At 72.9% G+C, this 16,196-nt stretch carries 15 protein-coding genes and 1 tRNA gene; 10 read left to right on the top strand and 6 right to left on the bottom strand.

What is annotated here, in order from left to right:
• Positions 1 to 375: 375 nt before the first annotated feature.
• The 3 genes from HNR61_RS28840 to HNR61_RS28850 all read right to left on the bottom strand — a co-directional run bounded on the left by HNR61_RS28840 (position 376) and on the right by HNR61_RS28850 (position 4,775).
• On the bottom strand, positions 376 to 2,472 hold the full coding sequence (locus HNR61_RS28840; protein WP_182846309.1) for a chaplin: 2,097 nt from the start codon (positions 2,470 to 2,472) through the stop codon (positions 376 to 378).
• Positions 2,473 to 2,662: 190 nt separating this feature from the next.
• On the bottom strand, positions 2,663 to 3,361 hold the full coding sequence (locus HNR61_RS28845) for a hypothetical protein (RefSeq protein ID WP_182846310.1): 699 nt from the start codon (positions 3,359 to 3,361) through the stop codon (positions 2,663 to 2,665).
• A gap of 103 nt (positions 3,362 to 3,464) precedes the next feature.
• Complete coding sequence (locus HNR61_RS28850; RefSeq protein ID WP_182846311.1) at positions 3,465 to 4,775, bottom strand: M20/M25/M40 family metallo-hydrolase; 1,311 nt, start codon at positions 4,773 to 4,775, stop codon at positions 3,465 to 3,467.
• Between the two features lie 121 nt (positions 4,776 to 4,896).
• Here HNR61_RS28850 and HNR61_RS28855 point away from each other — a divergent pair.
• The 3 genes from HNR61_RS28855 (at position 4,897) to HNR61_RS28865 (ending at position 6,326) form a co-directional block, all read left to right on the top strand.
• A tRNA-Leu gene (locus HNR61_RS28855) sits at positions 4,897 to 4,982 on the top strand.
• 329 nt (positions 4,983 to 5,311) lie between these two features.
• Complete coding sequence (locus HNR61_RS28860; protein ID WP_182846312.1) at positions 5,312 to 5,560, top strand: hypothetical protein; 249 nt, start codon at positions 5,312 to 5,314, stop codon at positions 5,558 to 5,560.
• A gap of 403 nt (positions 5,561 to 5,963) precedes the next feature.
• A complete protein-coding gene (locus HNR61_RS28865) occupies positions 5,964 to 6,326 on the top strand; it encodes a cupin domain-containing protein (protein WP_067821646.1) in 363 nt (120 codons plus the stop codon).
• A 617-nt stretch (positions 6,327 to 6,943) separates the two neighbouring features.
• On the opposite strand, the gene HNR61_RS28870 is transcribed toward HNR61_RS28865, so the two are convergent.
• Positions 6,944 to 7,849: a LysR substrate-binding domain-containing protein gene (locus HNR61_RS28870; RefSeq protein ID WP_182846313.1), complete on the bottom strand. Its 906-nt coding sequence runs from the start codon at positions 7,847 to 7,849 to the stop codon at positions 6,944 to 6,946.
• Between the two features lie 132 nt (positions 7,850 to 7,981).
• Between HNR61_RS28870 and HNR61_RS28875 the strand changes: the two genes are divergently transcribed.
• The 3 genes from HNR61_RS28875 (at position 7,982) to HNR61_RS28885 (ending at position 10,454) form a co-directional block, all read left to right on the top strand.
• Entirely contained in the window at positions 7,982 to 8,416 is a 435-nt protein-coding gene (locus HNR61_RS28875) for a hypothetical protein (protein ID WP_220509904.1), read from the top strand.
• Positions 8,413 to 10,011: a multicopper oxidase family protein gene (locus HNR61_RS28880; RefSeq protein ID WP_182846314.1), complete on the top strand. Its 1,599-nt coding sequence runs from the start codon at positions 8,413 to 8,415 to the stop codon at positions 10,009 to 10,011. Before HNR61_RS28875 ends, HNR61_RS28880 begins: the two co-directional genes overlap by 4 nt.
• A gap of 95 nt (positions 10,012 to 10,106) precedes the next feature.
• Complete coding sequence (locus HNR61_RS28885; RefSeq protein WP_182846315.1) at positions 10,107 to 10,454, top strand: DoxX family protein; 348 nt, start codon at positions 10,107 to 10,109, stop codon at positions 10,452 to 10,454.
• A 189-nt stretch (positions 10,455 to 10,643) separates the two neighbouring features.
• Here HNR61_RS28885 and HNR61_RS28890 read toward each other — a convergent pair whose 3' ends face one another.
• Positions 10,644 to 11,273 (bottom strand): TetR/AcrR family transcriptional regulator, encoded by a 630-nt coding sequence (locus tag HNR61_RS28890; RefSeq protein WP_220509905.1) that lies wholly within the window; start codon positions 11,271 to 11,273, stop codon positions 10,644 to 10,646.
• Positions 11,274 to 11,378: 105 nt separating this feature from the next.
• On the opposite strand from HNR61_RS28890, the gene HNR61_RS28895 reads away from it, so the two are divergent.
• The 4 genes from HNR61_RS28895 (at position 11,379) to HNR61_RS28910 (ending at position 15,536) form a co-directional block, all read left to right on the top strand.
• Complete coding sequence (locus tag HNR61_RS28895) at positions 11,379 to 12,026, top strand: peroxiredoxin-like family protein (protein WP_182846316.1); 648 nt, start codon at positions 11,379 to 11,381, stop codon at positions 12,024 to 12,026.
• Positions 12,027 to 12,117: 91 nt separating this feature from the next.
• On the top strand, positions 12,118 to 12,396 hold the full coding sequence (locus HNR61_RS28900; RefSeq protein ID WP_067821582.1) for a GlsB/YeaQ/YmgE family stress response membrane protein: 279 nt from the start codon (positions 12,118 to 12,120) through the stop codon (positions 12,394 to 12,396).
• 289 nt (positions 12,397 to 12,685) lie between these two features.
• A complete protein-coding gene (locus HNR61_RS28905) occupies positions 12,686 to 13,921 on the top strand; it encodes an alpha/beta hydrolase family protein (protein WP_182846317.1) in 1,236 nt (411 codons plus the stop codon).
• Positions 13,922 to 14,063: 142 nt separating this feature from the next.
• The gene (locus tag HNR61_RS28910) at positions 14,064 to 15,536 is read left to right on the top strand and encodes an alpha/beta hydrolase (RefSeq protein WP_182846318.1); all 1,473 of its coding nucleotides are present in this window, start codon (positions 14,064 to 14,066) and stop codon (positions 15,534 to 15,536) included.
• Positions 15,537 to 15,546: 10 nt separating this feature from the next.
• Here the strand turns inward: HNR61_RS28910 and HNR61_RS28915 are convergent, their stop codons facing one another.
• Entirely contained in the window at positions 15,547 to 16,071 is a 525-nt protein-coding gene (locus HNR61_RS28915; RefSeq protein WP_182846319.1) for a winged helix-turn-helix transcriptional regulator, read from the bottom strand.
• Positions 16,072 to 16,196: the final 125 nt, after the last annotated feature.

The raw sequence follows: 16,196 nt of genomic DNA on the forward strand, positions 1-16,196 counted from the left end.
ACTACGTACCAATGCTATGACGTGCGGTAATCATTCGGTGCCGCAATGATAGGTGCCCGGACAGGGCTTTGCCCGCCCCGGACCGCGCCTCCGGGACGGGCAAAGCGTCTGGTGGCCCCCTCCCGCGGCGGTGTGCGGTTGTCCCGACACCGCCACGATCAGGGGTTTCGCCGGGCCGACCGGCCGTGCGGGGCGCCGTGCCCCGCCGCGCCCAGCGGCCACGTTCGGTCAACCGTGCGGACCTCGTGGCCGTTGCCACCCGGGCGGGCCGGCGGCTCGTCCTCTCCGGCGACCGGACCCGGGGCCCGGCCGCCGGATCGGCGTTCCGCGGTTCACGGACATACCGCGAACGGTTTTACGGTCAGCCCGTCCGGGTCACCGGCGGCCGGGGCGCAGCCGGCGGCCCAGCGCCAGCGTCCCCGACAGGGCGGTCATCACGACGGCGGCGACCAGCACCCACACCGAGCCGGACTCCTTCTCCATGGGCTCGGTCGCCGCGACCGGCTTCACCGCGCCGAGGGTGTCGGTCACGTTCCCCACCTCGGGGAGGCCGCCGGTCTCGGGGGCCTTCACGTCGCCGGCCACCGGCAGGCTCGACAGCTGGGGCAGCTGCACGCCGTCCACGCCGGGCAGGTCGCCGCTCCCGGCCGCCTGGGTCCGCTCGGCGGGCGCCGGGGCCATCGGGACGACCGGGACCTTCGGCAGGACGCCGGTGCCGGGCAGGTGCGGGACCTTGGGCAGCGCCACCGGCGGCCGCTTGGTGTCCACCGGCAGGGTCGCCGCGTCGGCGGGCAGCGCGGCCGGGTCCAGCGGCAGCGCCGAGGGCTTCACCGGCAGCGCGCCGACCATCGGCAGGTCCATCGCCGGGGCGGGCGTGGCCGTACGGGCGGCGGGGTTCTGGACCGGCAGCCCCTTGACGGTCCTGCCCGTGTCCAGCGGGAGCTGGGGCAGGCCGTTGCCGAGCGACGGGACGGCGGGCAGCGGCTCGGGCTTCGCTGCGCGGGCGGCGTCGGAGGCGGCGGGCAGCTTCGGCATGGCGGGCAGCGCCGCGGCCGGGCTCATCGGCAGGGCGCGGGGCAGCTCCCGCACGGCGGGCAGCCCGGGGGTCCGCGAGGCCTTCCCGTTCTTCTCGTAGGAGTGGTAGCCGCCCCAGCTCGGGCCGTTGCCGCCGCACTGCGGGTCGGTCTTCCCGGCGACCTGGACGATGTTGCCGCACACGTCCACCGGGGCCTTGGTCGGCGCGTGCGTCTGGTTGCCGCCCTTGGTGTGGTTGCCGGAGCTCTGCGGGCCCTCGACGACGGCGGTGCCGTGGCAGCCCGCGGCGGCGTCGCCGAGGATGGCCACGGCGTTGCCGCACACGTTCACGGGGATGGTGACGGGCGCGTTGACCTGGTTGCCCGCCAGCACGCCGCCGGTGCCGCTCGTGGTCTGGTCGCCGCCGGAGCTGCTGCGCACGTGCGCGCCGCCCTGGCAGAACGCGCCCGCCTCGCCCAGCACGGCCACGGCGTTGCCGCAGACGCTGACGGGCACCGACACCGGGGCGTTCACCTGGTTGCCGCCCAGGACCGAGTGGTCGCCGTTGGTGGTCTGGCTGCCGGTGCCGTGCCCGCCGTTGCGGACGCTGGCGCCGCCGTCGCAGTCGGCGGTGGCGTTCCCGACGGCGTTGCCGCAGACGTCGACCGGCGCGGAGATCGGGGCGTTCACCTGGTTGCCGCCGCCGACGCTGGACTTGCCGGAGGTCTGCTGCCCGGCGCCGGTGCGGCCGCCGTTCTTGACCTTGGCGCCGCCGTCGCAGCCCGCGACCGCGTCGCCGAACAGGGCGGCGGAGTTGCCGCAGATGTTGATCGGCGCCGAGACCGGCGCGTTGACCTGGTTGCCCGCGATCACGCCGCTCGTGCCGTCGGTGACCTGGCCGCCGTGGCCGCCGTTGTCGACCTTGGCGCCGCCCCTGCAGCCCGCCTCGGCCGAACCGAACACCGCCAGGGCGTTGCCGCAGACGTTGACCGGGGCCGAGACCGGCGCGTTGATCTGGTTGCCGGACGCGACGCCGCTCTTGCCGGAGGTCTGCTGGCCGCTCGCGCCGCCGTTGTTGCGGACGGTCGCGCCGCCCTTGCAGCCCGCCTTGGCCGAGCCGAGCACCCCCAGGGCGTTGCCGCAGGCGTTGACGGGCGCGGAGATCGGGGCGTTGACCTGGTTGCCGGAGGCGACGCCGTGCTTGCCGGAGGTCTGCTGGCCTCCGCCGCCGCCGCTGTTGTTGTGGACGGTCGCGCCGCCCTTGGACTTGCCGTGGCCGTTGCCGCTGATGTCGACCGGGGCGGAGATGGGCAGGTTGACCTGGTTGCCGCCCAGGACGCCGGACTGGCCGGAGGTGGTGTCGGCGAAGGCCGCGGCGGGGATGGCGGACGCACCGAGAGCGACGAAGCTCGCGGTGAGCGCGGCGGTACGGGCGGTACCGATGGCCCACGTACGCATGATGCTCCTCTTTGTTCGGGGGAGAACTGATGACTTGCAGGGAAGAGCCGAGATGCGGGCGCGCGAGGGCATGGCGAGGCCACGGGTTGGAGTCGCGCGGGATCATCTCGGGGGTGACGCGCCGCCAGGGGGCGTCGCGTCGCGGTCCGATTCGCCCGAGCCGCACGGGCGGGGGACCTGAGAGAGGGAACTAGTCAGGTGCGAAGCTCGGCTCGTCCGCGGCGGTGCGGACGGCCGGCGGGACCGCGCCGGGGGCGCGCAGCAGCACGCCCTGCGGACGGCCCGGAATCCAGGCCCGGCGGGCCAGGGGAGCGCCGATCCCACCGATGAGGATCAGGCCGGCGGCCGGGCTGACGCCCCCGGCCTGTGCCAGCGCCGGGATCGGCGCGACCGGGGCCGCCTGGTCGGCGGCGCCGGAGTGGGAGGCGTTCTTCTCGAACGTCCCGGCGAAGACGTGCGGGTCGCCCGCGGTCCGGTGGACGCGCCTGGGGGCGTTCCGCCTCACGGAACGCTCGGCGACCGGCCCGCCCTTGTCGGCCTTGGCCACCGGGACCTCGCCGGCGTCCGGCACGACCGGCCGGACGGGCGGCTCCACGGGGGGCCGCTCGACCTTCACGGGAGGCGCGACCTCGCGGTCCTTGACGGCGCGCACGATCTCCCGGACGGGTCGTTCCGGGAACACGCGCCGCTCGGCGACGCGCACGGCGTCACCCACGACCGGGGTGTCCACGACGACGCGCCGGGCGTCGGGGGTCTCGGCCTCGGCCTGCGCGGCCCCACCGAGCAGCCAGCCCGCGGCCGCGAGCCCCACGACGACCAGGAGCCTGCGGACCGCGCCACGGCACGGCACGGCGGAGACCGCCCGCCGAAGTGCCGCGCCGAAGGTCACAGGTGCTCCTCACCGTTCACACCAAGAGCGGGTCATCCCGCCCTCCACGTTTGGTGACCGTAGCACCACGCTTCGCACCCGTGACGGCGTTTCGGCGAGAAAATCAGGCGTGATCAAGGAATTGGTCGAGCACGCGCACGCCGAAGCGCAGACCATCGACCGGGACGCGTTCGTCGATCCCGTGGAACATTCCGGAGAAATCCAGTTCCGGGGGGAGCCTGAGCGGCGCGAAGCCGTAGCAGCGCATGCCGAGCTTGGCGAAGTGCTTGGCGTCCGTCCCCCCGCTCAGGCAGTACGGAACGGGCAGGGCGCCGGGGTCCTCCGAGATCAGGGACCGTTCCATGGCGGCGACCAGGGCCCCCTCGTACTCGACCTCCAGCGCCTGGTCGTGATAGACGAATTCGCGTTTGATGTCCGGACCGATAAGTTCGTCCACGACCGTGAAGAACTCTTCCTCATATCCCGGCAGGAAACGCCCGTCGACCTGAGCGGTGGCGGTCTGGGGAATGACGTTCGTCTTGTATCCGGCGTCCAGGCGCGTGGGGTTCAGCGTGTGCCGGAGCGTGGCCCCGATCATCCGGGCGAGCGGCCCGATCTCCGCCAGGCACTTCTCGGGCTCCGCGGGGTCGAACTCGACGCCGTAGGCCATGCAGGCCCGCTCCAGGAACGCCCGCACGGTCTTGGTCATCTGCACGGGGAACCGGTGCTCCCCCAGCCTCGCCACGGCCCCCGCCAGCGCGGTGACGGCGTTGTCGGGATGGACCATGGACCCGTGCCCGGCGGTCCCGCCGGCGGTGAGCTGCATCCAGGCGATGCCCTTCTCGGCGGTCTCGATGAGGTACATCCGCTTGTCACCGGGCACCGTGAGGCTGAAGCCCCCGACCTCCCCCACCGCCTCGGTGCACCCCTCGAACAGCCCGGCGTGCTCCTGGACCAGCCACTGGGCCCCCCACTTGCCCCCGGCCTCCTCGTCCGCCAGGAACGCGAGCACGACGTCCCGCGAGGGCCGCCGCCCCTCCCGCAGCCGCCGCCGCACGACGGCGAGCATCATGGCGTCCATGTCCTTCATGTCGACGGCCCCGCGCCCCCAGACGCACCCGTCGGCGATCTCACCCCCGAAGGGGTCCCGCGTCCAGTCCTCGGCCCGCGCGGGCACGACGTCGAGATGCCCGTGCAGCAACAGCGCGTCCCGCCCCGGATCGGTCCCCTCGATCCTGGCGATGACGCTGGCCCGCCCGGGGTGCGACTCGTAGATCCGCGCCTCGAGGCCGACCTCGTCGAGCAGCCCCGCCACGTACTCGGCGGCCGCGCGCTCCCCCGGCCCCGAGTTGTCCCCGGGGTTGCTGGTGTCGATCCTGATCAGCTCCTGGCAGATCCGGACGACCTCGTCCTCAGCGACGTTCCCGTCGGCCACAGCGACCCCCTCACCCTGGACAGCAGCTACCCGCCCATGGTGCCCCCTCGATCGACTTCGCCGCGAGTCCGGACCTTTGGTATGGTGAACCCCGTCGCGCAGAGCCGCGACATGCACACCTGTCCGGGTGGCGGAATAGGCAGACGCGCTAGCTTGAGGTGCTAGTGCCCTTTACGGGGCATGGGGGTTCAAGTCCCCCCTCGGACACAGCACAGAAGAAGCCGCAGGTCTCTGACCTGCGGCTTCTTCTTTTGCGGTAGGTGCTCGCGATGGGTGCTCCCACGCGTTCGAAGCGTGCGATCAAGCCGTCCGCCAAGGCCGCATCACCGGATACGGCGTCGCGCCCTGGAGTGGTTTCTCCGGCGGCGCGTTCACCGTCCCCGAACTGCTCGCCGTCGCCCGGCAAGCCGTCGGCGAACCCGAGCCCGCTTCACCGCCATCCAGCTTCCGGTCAGCCTGGTTCACCCCGCACCACTCGCCCAAGCCCTCAACGAGGACGGGCCGATCGCCCAGGCAACCCGAGAAGGTCACGAGGTATGGGCGTCCGCCCCACTCAACGGCGGCGAACCGTCACCCTGGTCAGCGAGGAACTCGCCGAGTTGATCGTCCCTGGACTGTCGGCCAGCGCCGCCGCGCTGGCATCGGCCGCCTCCACGCCGGAGATCACCGGTGCCCTGTCGTCCGCCTCGACTGCGGCACACTTGCACGACGCACTGACCGTCTTCCAACACGCGCCGCTACCGCCCGAGCATCTCTGGAAGATCTGCCGTGTTCTCCGAGCCTGACGATCCGGGCTCACCGTGGCCGCGATGATCCTCCAAATGGCACGCGCCAACTTCCACCGCGTAGTTTCCGCAATCAAGGAAACCCCGTAGCACAGAAGACCCCCTCGACCTGCCCGCAGCACGGCGAGGGACGTCCGCCGGTGCGCCCACTGGCCGCAGGCGCGTGCTGGACGTGGATGTCAAGAGCCCGCACGGCACTCGCCCCTGCCCATACAGCTCGAACACCATCGCCACCGCCGTTCCCGCGGCTCGATGGGGTACTTCCGTGGTGCCTGACTCCGCGGAAGGTGGGCCACATCAGAGCCTCCCACCGAACCCGGGCGCCCCAACCGTGGTTAGGCGATCAAGGCTGTGGGGTAGGGGTAGCGCCGCAAAAGTCACATTGCGCCCACGGGGGGACATGATGGCGCATATTCAAGTCAAGAACTTCGACAAGCCCGACGAGACACGCTCGTTCGAGGGCAAGGGCCACGCCGACATCGTCATGATGGCCGACCGGGCAGTGGGGCGCGGCGTCTTCGAACCCGGCTGGCGCTGGTCCAACAACGTCAAGCCGATCGCGGGCACCGACCTGTGCCAGGTGTCGCACCTGGGCTACTGCGTCTCCGGGCACATGCGCGTGTACATGGCCGACGGCACGGAGCAGGAGGTCAACCCCGGCGACGCCGTCGCCATACCGCCGGGCCACGACGCCGAGGTGGTGGGTGACGAGACGTGCGTCCTGCTCGACTTCGGGGAGATCTCCGAGTACGCCAAGCGCTCCTGACAGGAGCATTCCGGTCCCATCCTCACACCCGTGGGGACGGGACCGGACAACCGTTCAACGCCGCCAACGCCCCAGCGCCCGTCTGACGGAGCCCGGGCCCCTGGGACGCACCCACCGCGGCAGGTTCCGCCGTGCGCCAAATCGTGGCCGATGAGATGACCGCATCCCTCGGCGCCGCTCCGAGACGCAGGGGCCCTGATCCACCCCGCCGCCCCCGGGCGTGCTTTTCGGCCACTGCGAAGATGAACCCGCAGGTCAAGGCCGCGATCGCAGCCATCGTCCCACGGGCCAGGCGGTCGTCGCCCGCCTGATCGTCCGCCGGGCGAGGCGGCTGAACCCCCAAGCCGCCGGGCGGACCCCGAAGGACCTCTCCGCCTCGTGGATCACCAAGAGCGGCACCATCGTTTCCAACACCGAGGTCGACCGCCGGAAACAACCCCCGGAGAACATCCGCACCACCCTTGACGGGCTCGCCGGGAGCATCCGATCTCCGCCACCCCATCGACATCAGCGGGGCGGCACGGAGGCAGACGTTAATGAATTACACGTTCTCCAGCGGGATGTGGGCCGCGAGGGTTGCTTGGTGTGCCGGGTGTCTGGGGAGGTGGGCCCGACAGCTATTCGTGTCGTACTGCGGGGCCGTTGTTCTTTGAGGTCCAGTTCCAAGTGGTGATCGTGGTTTGCATTAGGCGGGTGGCTGTTGAGGGGTGGGCGCCGGTCCATCGGGACAGGGTCACCGTGCGGCGGCAGTCGGGGTGGTCTACGGGGATCCAGGTGCCGGGGAGGCGGGTGGCGGTGTTCCGGGCCATGCCGGGGACGAGGCCGATGCCGAGGCCCGCGCCGATCAGTTCGGCGATGGCGCTGAGTTCGTCGACCTCGCAGATGATCTTCGGGGTGAGGTTCCGGGTGGCGAAGAGGCGGTCGAGCAGCCGCCGTTGCCAGTGTCCCCTGCTCGCGGAGATGAAGGACTCGTCGGCGAGGTCGTCGACGCTCACCGATGGGCGGCCCGCCAGGGGGTGGTCGTGCGAGGTGCCCACTCCCACCGGATCGTCGAAGAGTCGGATCGATTCCAGGTCGTCGGCGGGGATCGGCTGGGAGGCGACGCAGAGGTCGATCTCCTGGGCCCGCAGGGCGCGGGCCATCTCCGCGGCCGGCATCTGGTGGAGTTCGACCTCGATGCCGGGGTGGGCGCGCTTGTACGCCGCGAGCGGCCCGGTGAACGTCAGGAAGGTCTCCGACGCCAGTCTCACGGTGCCGAACCCCTCGCCGGTGGATTCGGCCACGGCCCGCCGTCCCGCGTCGAGTTCGCCGAGGGAACGTTCGACGTAGCCGCGGAAGAGCCTGCCCGCCTCGTTCAGGCGGAGCCTGCCCGCCCGGTCGAACAGGGGGGTGCCGAGTTCGTTCTCCAGCCGGGCGATCGTGCGGCTCAGGGACGGCTGGGCGACGCGGAGCTCCTCGGCCGCGCGGCTGAGGTGCTCCAGGCGCGCCACCACCAGGAACTGCCTGAGCGTGTGCAGGTCCATGATCGTCGGTTTTCCTTCGGTGGATCCGTCATGTCCGCAGGATCATAACTTCATAGCCATATTGATCTTAGACAAGATAGCGGGTGAGGCATAGCTTGGAGGCGTCGATGGATCAGTAGTGGGGAGGACGCCATGGTCATCGCAGCCGACAGGTCCGTGCCGGTGCGCGCCGGGCGCCGGACGAGAGCCAGTGGGTGGGTGCTGCGGGCCGTCGTGAGCGCGCACGCGATAGCGGGGGTCGGGCAGCCGGTGTTCGCCGGTGTGTTCCTGAGCGGTGACTACGACGGCCTGCGCTGGCATCTGACCGGCGCGAACGTTGTCACCTCCATCGGTTATCTGCAGGTGGTCGTGGCGGTCGTGGTCTGGGTGCGGTTGCGCCGGGCCTGGCCGTTCTTCGCCACGCTGGTCCTGGTGGCGGCCGAGACGGTGCAGTACTTCGCCGGGATGGAGGGCGCGCTGTGGCTGCACTTCCCGCTGGGGGTGCTGACCATCGTCGGGCTCACCGTGATGTTCATCGACGTGTGGCGGCAGCCCCTCGGACGGTCCGCGAAGGAGCCCCGGCGATGAGCGGACGCGAGGCCGCCCCGGTCCGGGGAGTGACGCGGCGGCGGGTGCTGGGCATCGGCGGGGCCCTCGGGACGGTGGCGTTCGCCGGGGTCTCGACCTCGGCCGCGCTGGCCCGCCGCCCGTCGCACACCGGCGCCGAACTGCGCAGCGCCGTGCCGCTGCCGCCCCCGTTCCAGGTGCCGCTGCCGGTTCCCGCCGTGCTGAAGCCGGTCGGCACCGCGGGCGGGGCCGACCGTTACGAGATCACCCAGCGCGAGGCGGCGGCGGAGATCCTGCCCGGTGTCCGGACGCCGCTGTGGACGTACGAGGGCACCTTCCCCGGGCCGACGATCGAGTCGCGGCGGGGACGGCCGGTCATCGTGACGCACCGCAACGAGCTGCCCGTGCCGACCGTCGTGCACCTGCACGGTGGCCGGACCCGGGCCGATTCCGACGGTTATCCGACCGATCTGGTCCTGCCCGACGGGTGGGTGGACGGCCACGCCCACGGCGGCCATGGGATGCACGACCCCCGGGCGGTGGTGACCAGGCGGACGCGGGACTACACGTTCCCGCTGGACCAGCGGCCGACGATGCTGTGGTACCACGACCACCGGATGGACTTCACCGCTCCCGCGATCTGGCGCGGCCTGGCCGGGCTGCAGATCGTGCGCGACGACGCCGAGGAGGCGCTCGGCCTGCCCGCCGGGCGGCGCGAGCTGCCCCTCATGATCGCCGATCGGGCGTTCGCCGACGACGGGAGCCTCGTCTACCCCGCCCTCGATCCGGCGCTGCGGCGCCGGCCGGGCGTCCGCGAGCCCTATCTCGCGGGGGTCCTCGGTGACGTGATCCTGGTCAACGGCGCCCCGTGGCCGGTGCACGAGGTCGACGCGGCCCGGTACCGGCTGCGCATCCTGAACGGCTCGAACGCCCGGCACTACGAGCTGGAGGCGGTCACCGACGACGGACGTCCGCTCGCCCTCGTCCAGGTCGGCGCCGACCAGGGGCTGCTCGCCGCGCCGGTCACCCACCGGCGGCTGCCGATGGCCCCGGCCGAACGCTACGACGTGGTCGTCGACTTCTCGTCCGTTCCGGTCGGCGGCCGGGTCCGGCTCGTCAACCGGCTGGGCTCCGGGCGCACCCGCGACGTGATGGCCTTCCGGGTCGCCCGCAGGGTCGCCGACGACAGCCGCGTCCCGCGCGTCCTGTCGGACGACCTGCCGGTCTGGCGGCGGTCGGACGCCGTCCGGGTGCGCGAGTTCTCCTTCCGCGCCGGACGGATGCACGGCGGCCACGGGTGGCTGATCGGCGGGCTGCCGTTCGACCCGGCCCGCTCCGACGTCACCGTCCGCCTCGACGACGTCGAGGTGTGGCGGCTGGTCGCCGACGTCCACCATCCCGTGCACCTGCACCTGGTCGGCTTCCGGGTGCTGTCGCGCGGCGGGCGGCCTCCGCTGCCCCACGACGCGGGCCTCAAGGACACGATCTCCCTGCGGCCGGGCGAGTCGGCGGAGATCATCACCCGGTTCGACGGCTACCGCGGCCGCTACCTGTTCCACTGCCACAACGCCGAGCACGAGGACATGGGGATGATGGCCAACCTGGAGGTCATCTGACCCCGACGGAAAAACTTCGGGGCGGTCCGGTCACATTCGCCGGGCGGGGTCCGTCAGGGCAGTGAACGAGTTCCACCAGCCGCCGGGAGGCCCCGATGTCCGCCACGCTCGCCGTCGTCACCGTTCTGACCGCCGCCTGGGTCGGGTTCTCCGGCTTCTCGCTGCTGCGCCGCGCCGACTTCGTGGTCCAGCCCCTGATCGCCTACGGGGTGCCCCAGACCTGGTGGACGTGGCTGGGCGCGGCCAAGGCCGCCGGTGCGGTCGGCCTGCTGGCCGGGCTGGCGGTGCCCGCGATCGGCGTGGCGGCCGGGGTCGGCCTGGTGGCCTACTTCCTGGGCGCCGTCGTCACCGTGCTGCGGGCGCGGTCGTACAAGACCGTGGCCTTCCCGGTGCTGTACCTGGTTCCGGTCGTGGCCACCCTGGTGGTCGGAGCCACCGTCTGACCCGCTGTACGGCGAGGTCCCGGGCCGGTAGGGCGGTCCGGGACCTCGCCGCGTCAGGGCGTGCCGCCTCCCTCGTCCTGCTTGACCCCGCCGGTTTCGCCGACCCCGGGTCGGCGCCGCGGCCCCTGCTGGCGCGAGCGGTCTCCGGGAGCGCCCTGCACGACTCCCGCCAGGTCGCCGAACGCGTCCTCACGGCTGGTCGGTGATCGGGCCGGTTCGGCCGGTCACCGCGTCGATCGCCGCCGCGACGCTTGCGCGCAGCCGCCGGGCGTCGGCTCCGGCGCGGGAACGCAGGTTCACCCCGTGCGCCAGCAGGGCCAGGACCTCGGCGGCGGACTCCGGATCGGCCCCGGCGGCGAGCTGGCCCCGGTCGCGGGCGGTGAGGAGCGCCGCGCGCAGGGCGTCGCGCAACCCCTGGTGCTGCCGGTCGAGGACGGCCTGGACCTCGGGGTCGCCGTTCTCGGCGCCCGCGTGGGCGTTGGAGACCATGCAGCCCCACCGGGCGTGCTCGCCCGTGCAGCGCGCCTCGATCAGCGCGGTGAAGAAGTCGGTGACGGCGGGCAGCCCGCGGTCGTCCCCGGCGAGCCGTTCCAGGGCCGGACGGGAGCGGCTCTGCACGTAGCGCTCCAGCGCGGCGCGGTAGAGCTGCTGCTTGCCGCCGAAGGTGGCGTACAGGCTGGAGCGGTTGAGCCCGGTCGCGTTCACGATGTCCTGGACGCCGGTCGTGGCGGCGCCCTGCCGCCAGAACAGCCGCACCACCGTCTCCAGGGCCGCGTCCGGATCGAAATGCTTGACGTCCGGCATGGTCCACCCCGTCATCTTGAAATGAAGATTCCAAGATACTCCGCTCCGGGGGTGGCCACGGGGACGCGACCGCGTCTATCTTGAAACGGTCGTTCCAAGAATTGTGGCGAGAGGACCCCCGTGAGCGTCAACGCCGAGCTGCGCGCCTTCTACGAGAGCCGCCAGAAGCAGATCCCCGCCGACATCCGCGCCGTGATGCGGCGGGCGGCCCGCGAGCAGGAGGAGTCCGGCCAGGCCGGCCGCGCCCTGAACGCGGGCGCCACGGCCCCGTCCTTCGCCCTCCCCTCGGCCACCGGACGGACCGTCGCCCTGGACGAGTTGCTCGCGCAGGGGCCGGTGGTGCTGACCTTCTACCGCGGCGCCTGGTGCCCCTACTGCAACATCGCCCTGCGCTCCCTGCAACGGCACCACGACGACATCACCGCCCGTGGGGCCCGCCTGGTCGCCGTCTCCCCGCAGGTCCCCGACGAGTCCCTGTCCCTGACCGAGAAGCACGGGCTGGGCTTCGACGTGCTGAGCGACCTGGGCTGCGACGTCGCCAAGCGGTACGGTCTCGCCTTCGACCTGCCGGACGACCTGGCCGCCGTCTACGACGGCCTCGGCATCGACCTGCGCCGCTCCAACGCCGGGCACGCCCGCACGCTGCCCCTGCCCGCGACCTACGTCATCGACCGCGACGGCGTGATCCGCTGGGCCTTCGTCACCACCGACTACACCACCCGCGCCGAGCCCGCCGACGTCCTCGCCGCCCTCGACGCGCTCGGCTGAACGCGCCCTTCCCCGCCGTCCGGACCCGCCGAAGGTGTAGGCCCGCTTATTTGGGCATAGAGGCGGCGTAACCTTCGTGAGGAGGACGGAGATGACTGTTACCGGGATCATCACCGCGATCGTCATCGGTGCGATCATCGGCGCGCTCGGACGGCTGGCGCTGCCGGGGCGGCAGCCCATCGGCATCCTGCTGACCATCGGTATCGGCATCGTGGCCGCGCTGCTCGGCACCGCGATCGCCCAGTCGGTCGGCGTCGCCACCACCGACGGCATCGACTGGATCGAGCTGGTCTTCCAGATCGGCCTGGCCGTCGTCGGTGTCGCCGCCGTCGCCGCGTTCCGGCGACGGGGCCACGGCACCCATCGGTAACCGGGCCTGAGCGGCGGCGCGGGGCCCGGCCCCGTGCCGCCGCCGCTCGGCTCGGGAACAACGACGCGGGCCGCGCGGTCACCCCTGATGGCTGGTGTGCCTGGTGTCCCCGGGCCTCACCTGACGCCTTCGCGGAACACCGTCCGGCTGGAGCCGCGTCGTGCCACTCGCCGAGAGGCGACCCGCACACCGGTCCACACGCTTCCGCCGCCCGCCCCGACGAAGGTCGGGGTGGGCGGCTTTCTTACGGCCATGGCGCGGAGGCGCCGGGCCGTCGAGGGTGGTCCGCATGCGATCACCTGTGCTTCTCCCCGCGCTCGCCGCCGCGGGCGTCCTGGCCCTGGCCGCGTGCGGCACGTCCGTTCCGGTGGTGAGGACGGCCGCCGCCCCGGCGGGGTTCGCCCTGCCGCGCCCGACCGGCCCGCACCAGGCCATCGGGACGACCGAACTGCACCTGGTGGACCGGGGCCGCCCCGACCCCTGGGTGCCGGGCCGGACCCGCGAGCTGATGGCCAGCGTCTGGTACCCGGCGGCGGCGCCGTCCGGCCGGACCGCGCCGTACCTGCGTCCCGGCGTCGCCCGGACGCTCGCCCAGGCCGACGCGCTCGGCGTGTTCAAGGCGGGAACGGTCGACTGGGCGGGCGCGCGCGCCCACGCCGCCGAGACCGCCCCGGCCGACGTCCGGCGCGGCGCGCGGCCGGTCGTCCTGTACTCCCCCGGCTTCGGCGTTCCCCGCGCCCTCGGCACGACGGTCGCCGAGGAGCTGGTCAGCCGCGGGTACGTGGTCGTCACCATGGACCACACCTACGAGACGGCGCCGGTGGAGTTCCCCGGCGGGCGGGTCGAGGTCCAGCGCCTGCCCGAGCAGGGCCCGGCGCGGCTGAGGACCGCGCTCGACACCCGCGTCAGGGACACCCGCTTCGTCCTGGACCGGCTGGCCGACCTGCGGCGCGGCCGCAACCCCGACGCCGGGGACCGCCGCCTGCCCCGCGGGCTGGGACGGCTGCTCGACCTGTCCCGGGTGGGCATGGTCGGGCATTCGGCCGGCGGGATCCAGGCGGCCGAGACCATGCGCGTCGACCGGCGCCTGGACGCGGGGGTCGACATGGACGGCACCCTGCAGTACGCGGACGGCGACCTCGTCCAGGTGGCCCGCACCGGCCTCGACCGGCCGTTCCTGCTGATGGGCGCGGCGACCGGCGGGACGCCGCAGACGCACCTGACCTCGCCGTCCTGGGGGTCGTTCTGGAAGCGTTCGACCGGCTGGAAGCGCGACCTCAACGCGCCCGCCGCGGGCCACTACTCCTACACCGACGTCCAGGCCGTCCTCCCGGCGCTGGACGAGAGGCTCGACATCCCCGAACGGGACCGCGCCGCCCTGATCGGGACGGTCGATCCCCAGCGGATGACCGCCTCGACGCGGGCCTACGTCACGGCGTTCTTCGACCGGACGCTGCGCGGCCGGCACCGTCCGGTCCTCGACCGCCCCTCCCCCCGGCACCCCGACTTCCGCTTCATCGGCTGAACGGACGACCCTGACGCGGCCCTGAGCCGACCCTGAACCTCCCCTGGGAGGGGCCTCGGAAGGGCGGGCGCGGACCTAACGTGATCGATATTCCGGCGGCTCCGGTCGCCTCACCGGCACGTTGGTCCTGAAGGGACAGCCCATGCCTTTTCGAAGAAATCTGGTGGTGCGCGGCGCGGCCGTGGCGGCGGGGGTCGCCATGGTCGCCGGCGCCGTCAGCGGCTTCACCGCCCCCTCCCCCCGGCAGGCGGCGCCGGCCGCCGCCCAGGAGCTGCGGTGGGCTCCGTGCGATCCGAGGTATCCGGGGGCCGAGTGCGCCGATCTCTGGCTGCCGGTCGACTGGGCCCGCCCGGACGGGCCGAGGTTCGCCCTGGCGCTGGCCCGCCGCAGGGCCGCCGATCCGGGCGCGCGCGTCGGTTCACTGGTCTTCGGGCCCGGCGGGCCCGGCGACTCGGGCGTCAGCAGGGTGGTGACCGGGATCCAGCGGTTCAGCCCCGAGGTCCTCCGCCGGTTCGACGTCGTCAGCTTCGACCCGCGCGGCGTGGGCGGCAGCGACGCGGTGGTGTGCTCCGGCGAGCTGCTGGCCCAGCGGCCGTCGCCCAGGATGAACGGCCAGGCGGACTTCGACCGCACCGTGGAGTACAACCGGCGGCTCCGCGCGGACTGCCGCGCGCGCAGCGGCCCGGTGTTCGACCACCTGGACACCGGGAACACCGTCCGGGACCTGGACGCCGTCCGGGCCGCGCTCGGCGAGGAGAAGCTGACCTTCCACGGCAGCTCGTACGGCACGATGCTCGGGGCGCAGTACGCCGAGACCTACCCGCGCCGGATCCGCGCGATGGTGCTGGAGAGCGTGATCGACCACAGCGTCCCCACGGCCCGCGGGTTCCTGAGGGCGCAGGGGGCCGCGGCGCAGGACTCGTTCGAGGAGTTCGTGAAGTGGTGCGGCCGCACGGCGGACTGCGCGCTGCACGGCCGTGACGTGCGGGCGGTCTGGCGGGGCCTGCTGGCCCGCGCCGAACGCGGCGAGCTGGAGAACCCGGGCCGGCGCGGCACCTCCCTGTCGCCGATGGACCTGGTGAACCTGATCGCCTTCCGGTCGTTCTACAAGGCCGACTACGCGGGCCTGGCCAGGACCGTCGCCGGGATGGAGGCGAGCGCGCCGCTGCCGCCGTCGGCCACCGCGCCCGCGCCGATCCCGATGACCGTCCCGGTCTTCTGCTCGGACTGGCGCCTGCCGGTGCGCGACCACCGCGAGTACGCCTCGATCGTGCGGGAGATGGACAGGGTCGCGCCGGACATGCCGTACCTGATGCCGCTCCACGTGGTGGCGGCGTGCCTGGGCCAGCCCGCGGACGACCCGCAGCACCGCCTCAAGGTGCGCGGCGCCCCGCCGATCCTGGTGTCGAACGCGGTGCACGACCCCGCCACCGGCTACCCGTGGGCGGTCTCGGTGGCGCGGCAGCTCGGCCGCCAGGGCGTGCTGCTGACCTACGAGGGCGCGGGCCACGGCAGCGTCACCAGCGGCCCGTGCATGGAGAACGCGGTCGACCGCTACCTCGTCGAGCTGGCGGTCCCGCCGCGCGGCACCCGCTGCCCCGCGGTGGGGACCTGACCGGTCCCCCTCAGGCCGTCCGGTCGTCGGGCGGGGCGTCGAGACCGAAGCGGTCGCGGACGTCCGGGCGGCTCAGCAGCCCGTCGGGGTAGCCGGGACCGGGGCGCGGGGCGACGTCCTCCACGCGCAGGGGCGCGCGGCAGTGGGAGCAGACCACCTCGGCGGCGGCGTCGTGGCCGCAGGGGCGGTGGTGGAAGAGCACCGGGGGGCCGTCCTCGCCGGACAGCCACCGGTCGCCCCACCGGCTCATCGCGGCGACGACGCCGTAGAAGTCGCGGCCCGACTCGGTCAGCACGTACTCGTGGCGGACCGGCTGGGTCTCGTACCGCCGCCGCTCCAGCATCCCCGCCTCGGTCAGGCGCCGCAGGCGGTCGGACAGGGTGTTGCGGGCGATGCCGAGGCCCTTCTGGAACTCGTCGAACCGCCGCACGCCGTAGTAGGCCTCCCGCAGCACCAGCGGGGTCCACCAGTCGCCGAGCAGGTCCATCGTCCGGGCGATCGAGCACGGCCAGTGGGAGAACGACGTGCGTTTCATGGCCCGAGCATAGTCAATCCATCGAAGAGACCCAGCAGTTCATCGCGGTCGCCGCGGAGGAACTCCCGCCAGAACTTGACAGTGACTAGTTTTGCGTGGCTCAATCTTTCCATCGACAAGATGCG

The organism is Actinomadura kijaniata, from assembly GCF_014138665.1.
Classification (GTDB): domain Bacteria; phylum Actinomycetota; class Actinomycetes; order Streptosporangiales; family Streptosporangiaceae; genus Spirillospora; species Spirillospora kijaniata.

Bases quoted from the DNA above. Each gene is read 5' to 3' on its own strand.
- HNR61_RS28840 (WP_182846309.1), bottom strand. From the start codon at position 2,472: ATGCGTACGTGGGCCATCGGTACCGCCCGTACCGCCGCGCTCACCGCG.
- HNR61_RS28860 (WP_182846312.1), top strand. From the start codon at position 5,312: ATGGGCGTCCGCCCCACTCAACGGCGGCGAACCGTCACCCTGGTCAGC.
- HNR61_RS28865 (WP_067821646.1), top strand. From the start codon at position 5,964: ATGGCGCATATTCAAGTCAAGAACTTCGACAAGCCCGACGAGACACGC.
- HNR61_RS28870 (WP_182846313.1), bottom strand. From the start codon at position 7,849: ATGGACCTGCACACGCTCAGGCAGTTCCTGGTGGTGGCGCGCCTGGAG.
- HNR61_RS28875 (WP_220509904.1), top strand. From the start codon at position 7,982: ATGGTCATCGCAGCCGACAGGTCCGTGCCGGTGCGCGCCGGGCGCCGG.
- HNR61_RS28880 (WP_182846314.1), top strand. From the start codon at position 8,413: ATGAGCGGACGCGAGGCCGCCCCGGTCCGGGGAGTGACGCGGCGGCGG.
- HNR61_RS28885 (WP_182846315.1), top strand. From the start codon at position 10,107: ATGTCCGCCACGCTCGCCGTCGTCACCGTTCTGACCGCCGCCTGGGTC.
- HNR61_RS28890 (WP_220509905.1), bottom strand. From the start codon at position 11,273: ATGACGGGGTGGACCATGCCGGACGTCAAGCATTTCGATCCGGACGCG.
- HNR61_RS28900 (WP_067821582.1), top strand. From the start codon at position 12,118: ATGACTGTTACCGGGATCATCACCGCGATCGTCATCGGTGCGATCATC.
- HNR61_RS28905 (WP_182846317.1), top strand. From the start codon at position 12,686: ATGCGATCACCTGTGCTTCTCCCCGCGCTCGCCGCCGCGGGCGTCCTG.
- HNR61_RS28910 (WP_182846318.1), top strand. From the start codon at position 14,064: ATGCCTTTTCGAAGAAATCTGGTGGTGCGCGGCGCGGCCGTGGCGGCG.
- HNR61_RS28915 (WP_182846319.1), bottom strand. From the start codon at position 16,071: ATGAAACGCACGTCGTTCTCCCACTGGCCGTGCTCGATCGCCCGGACG.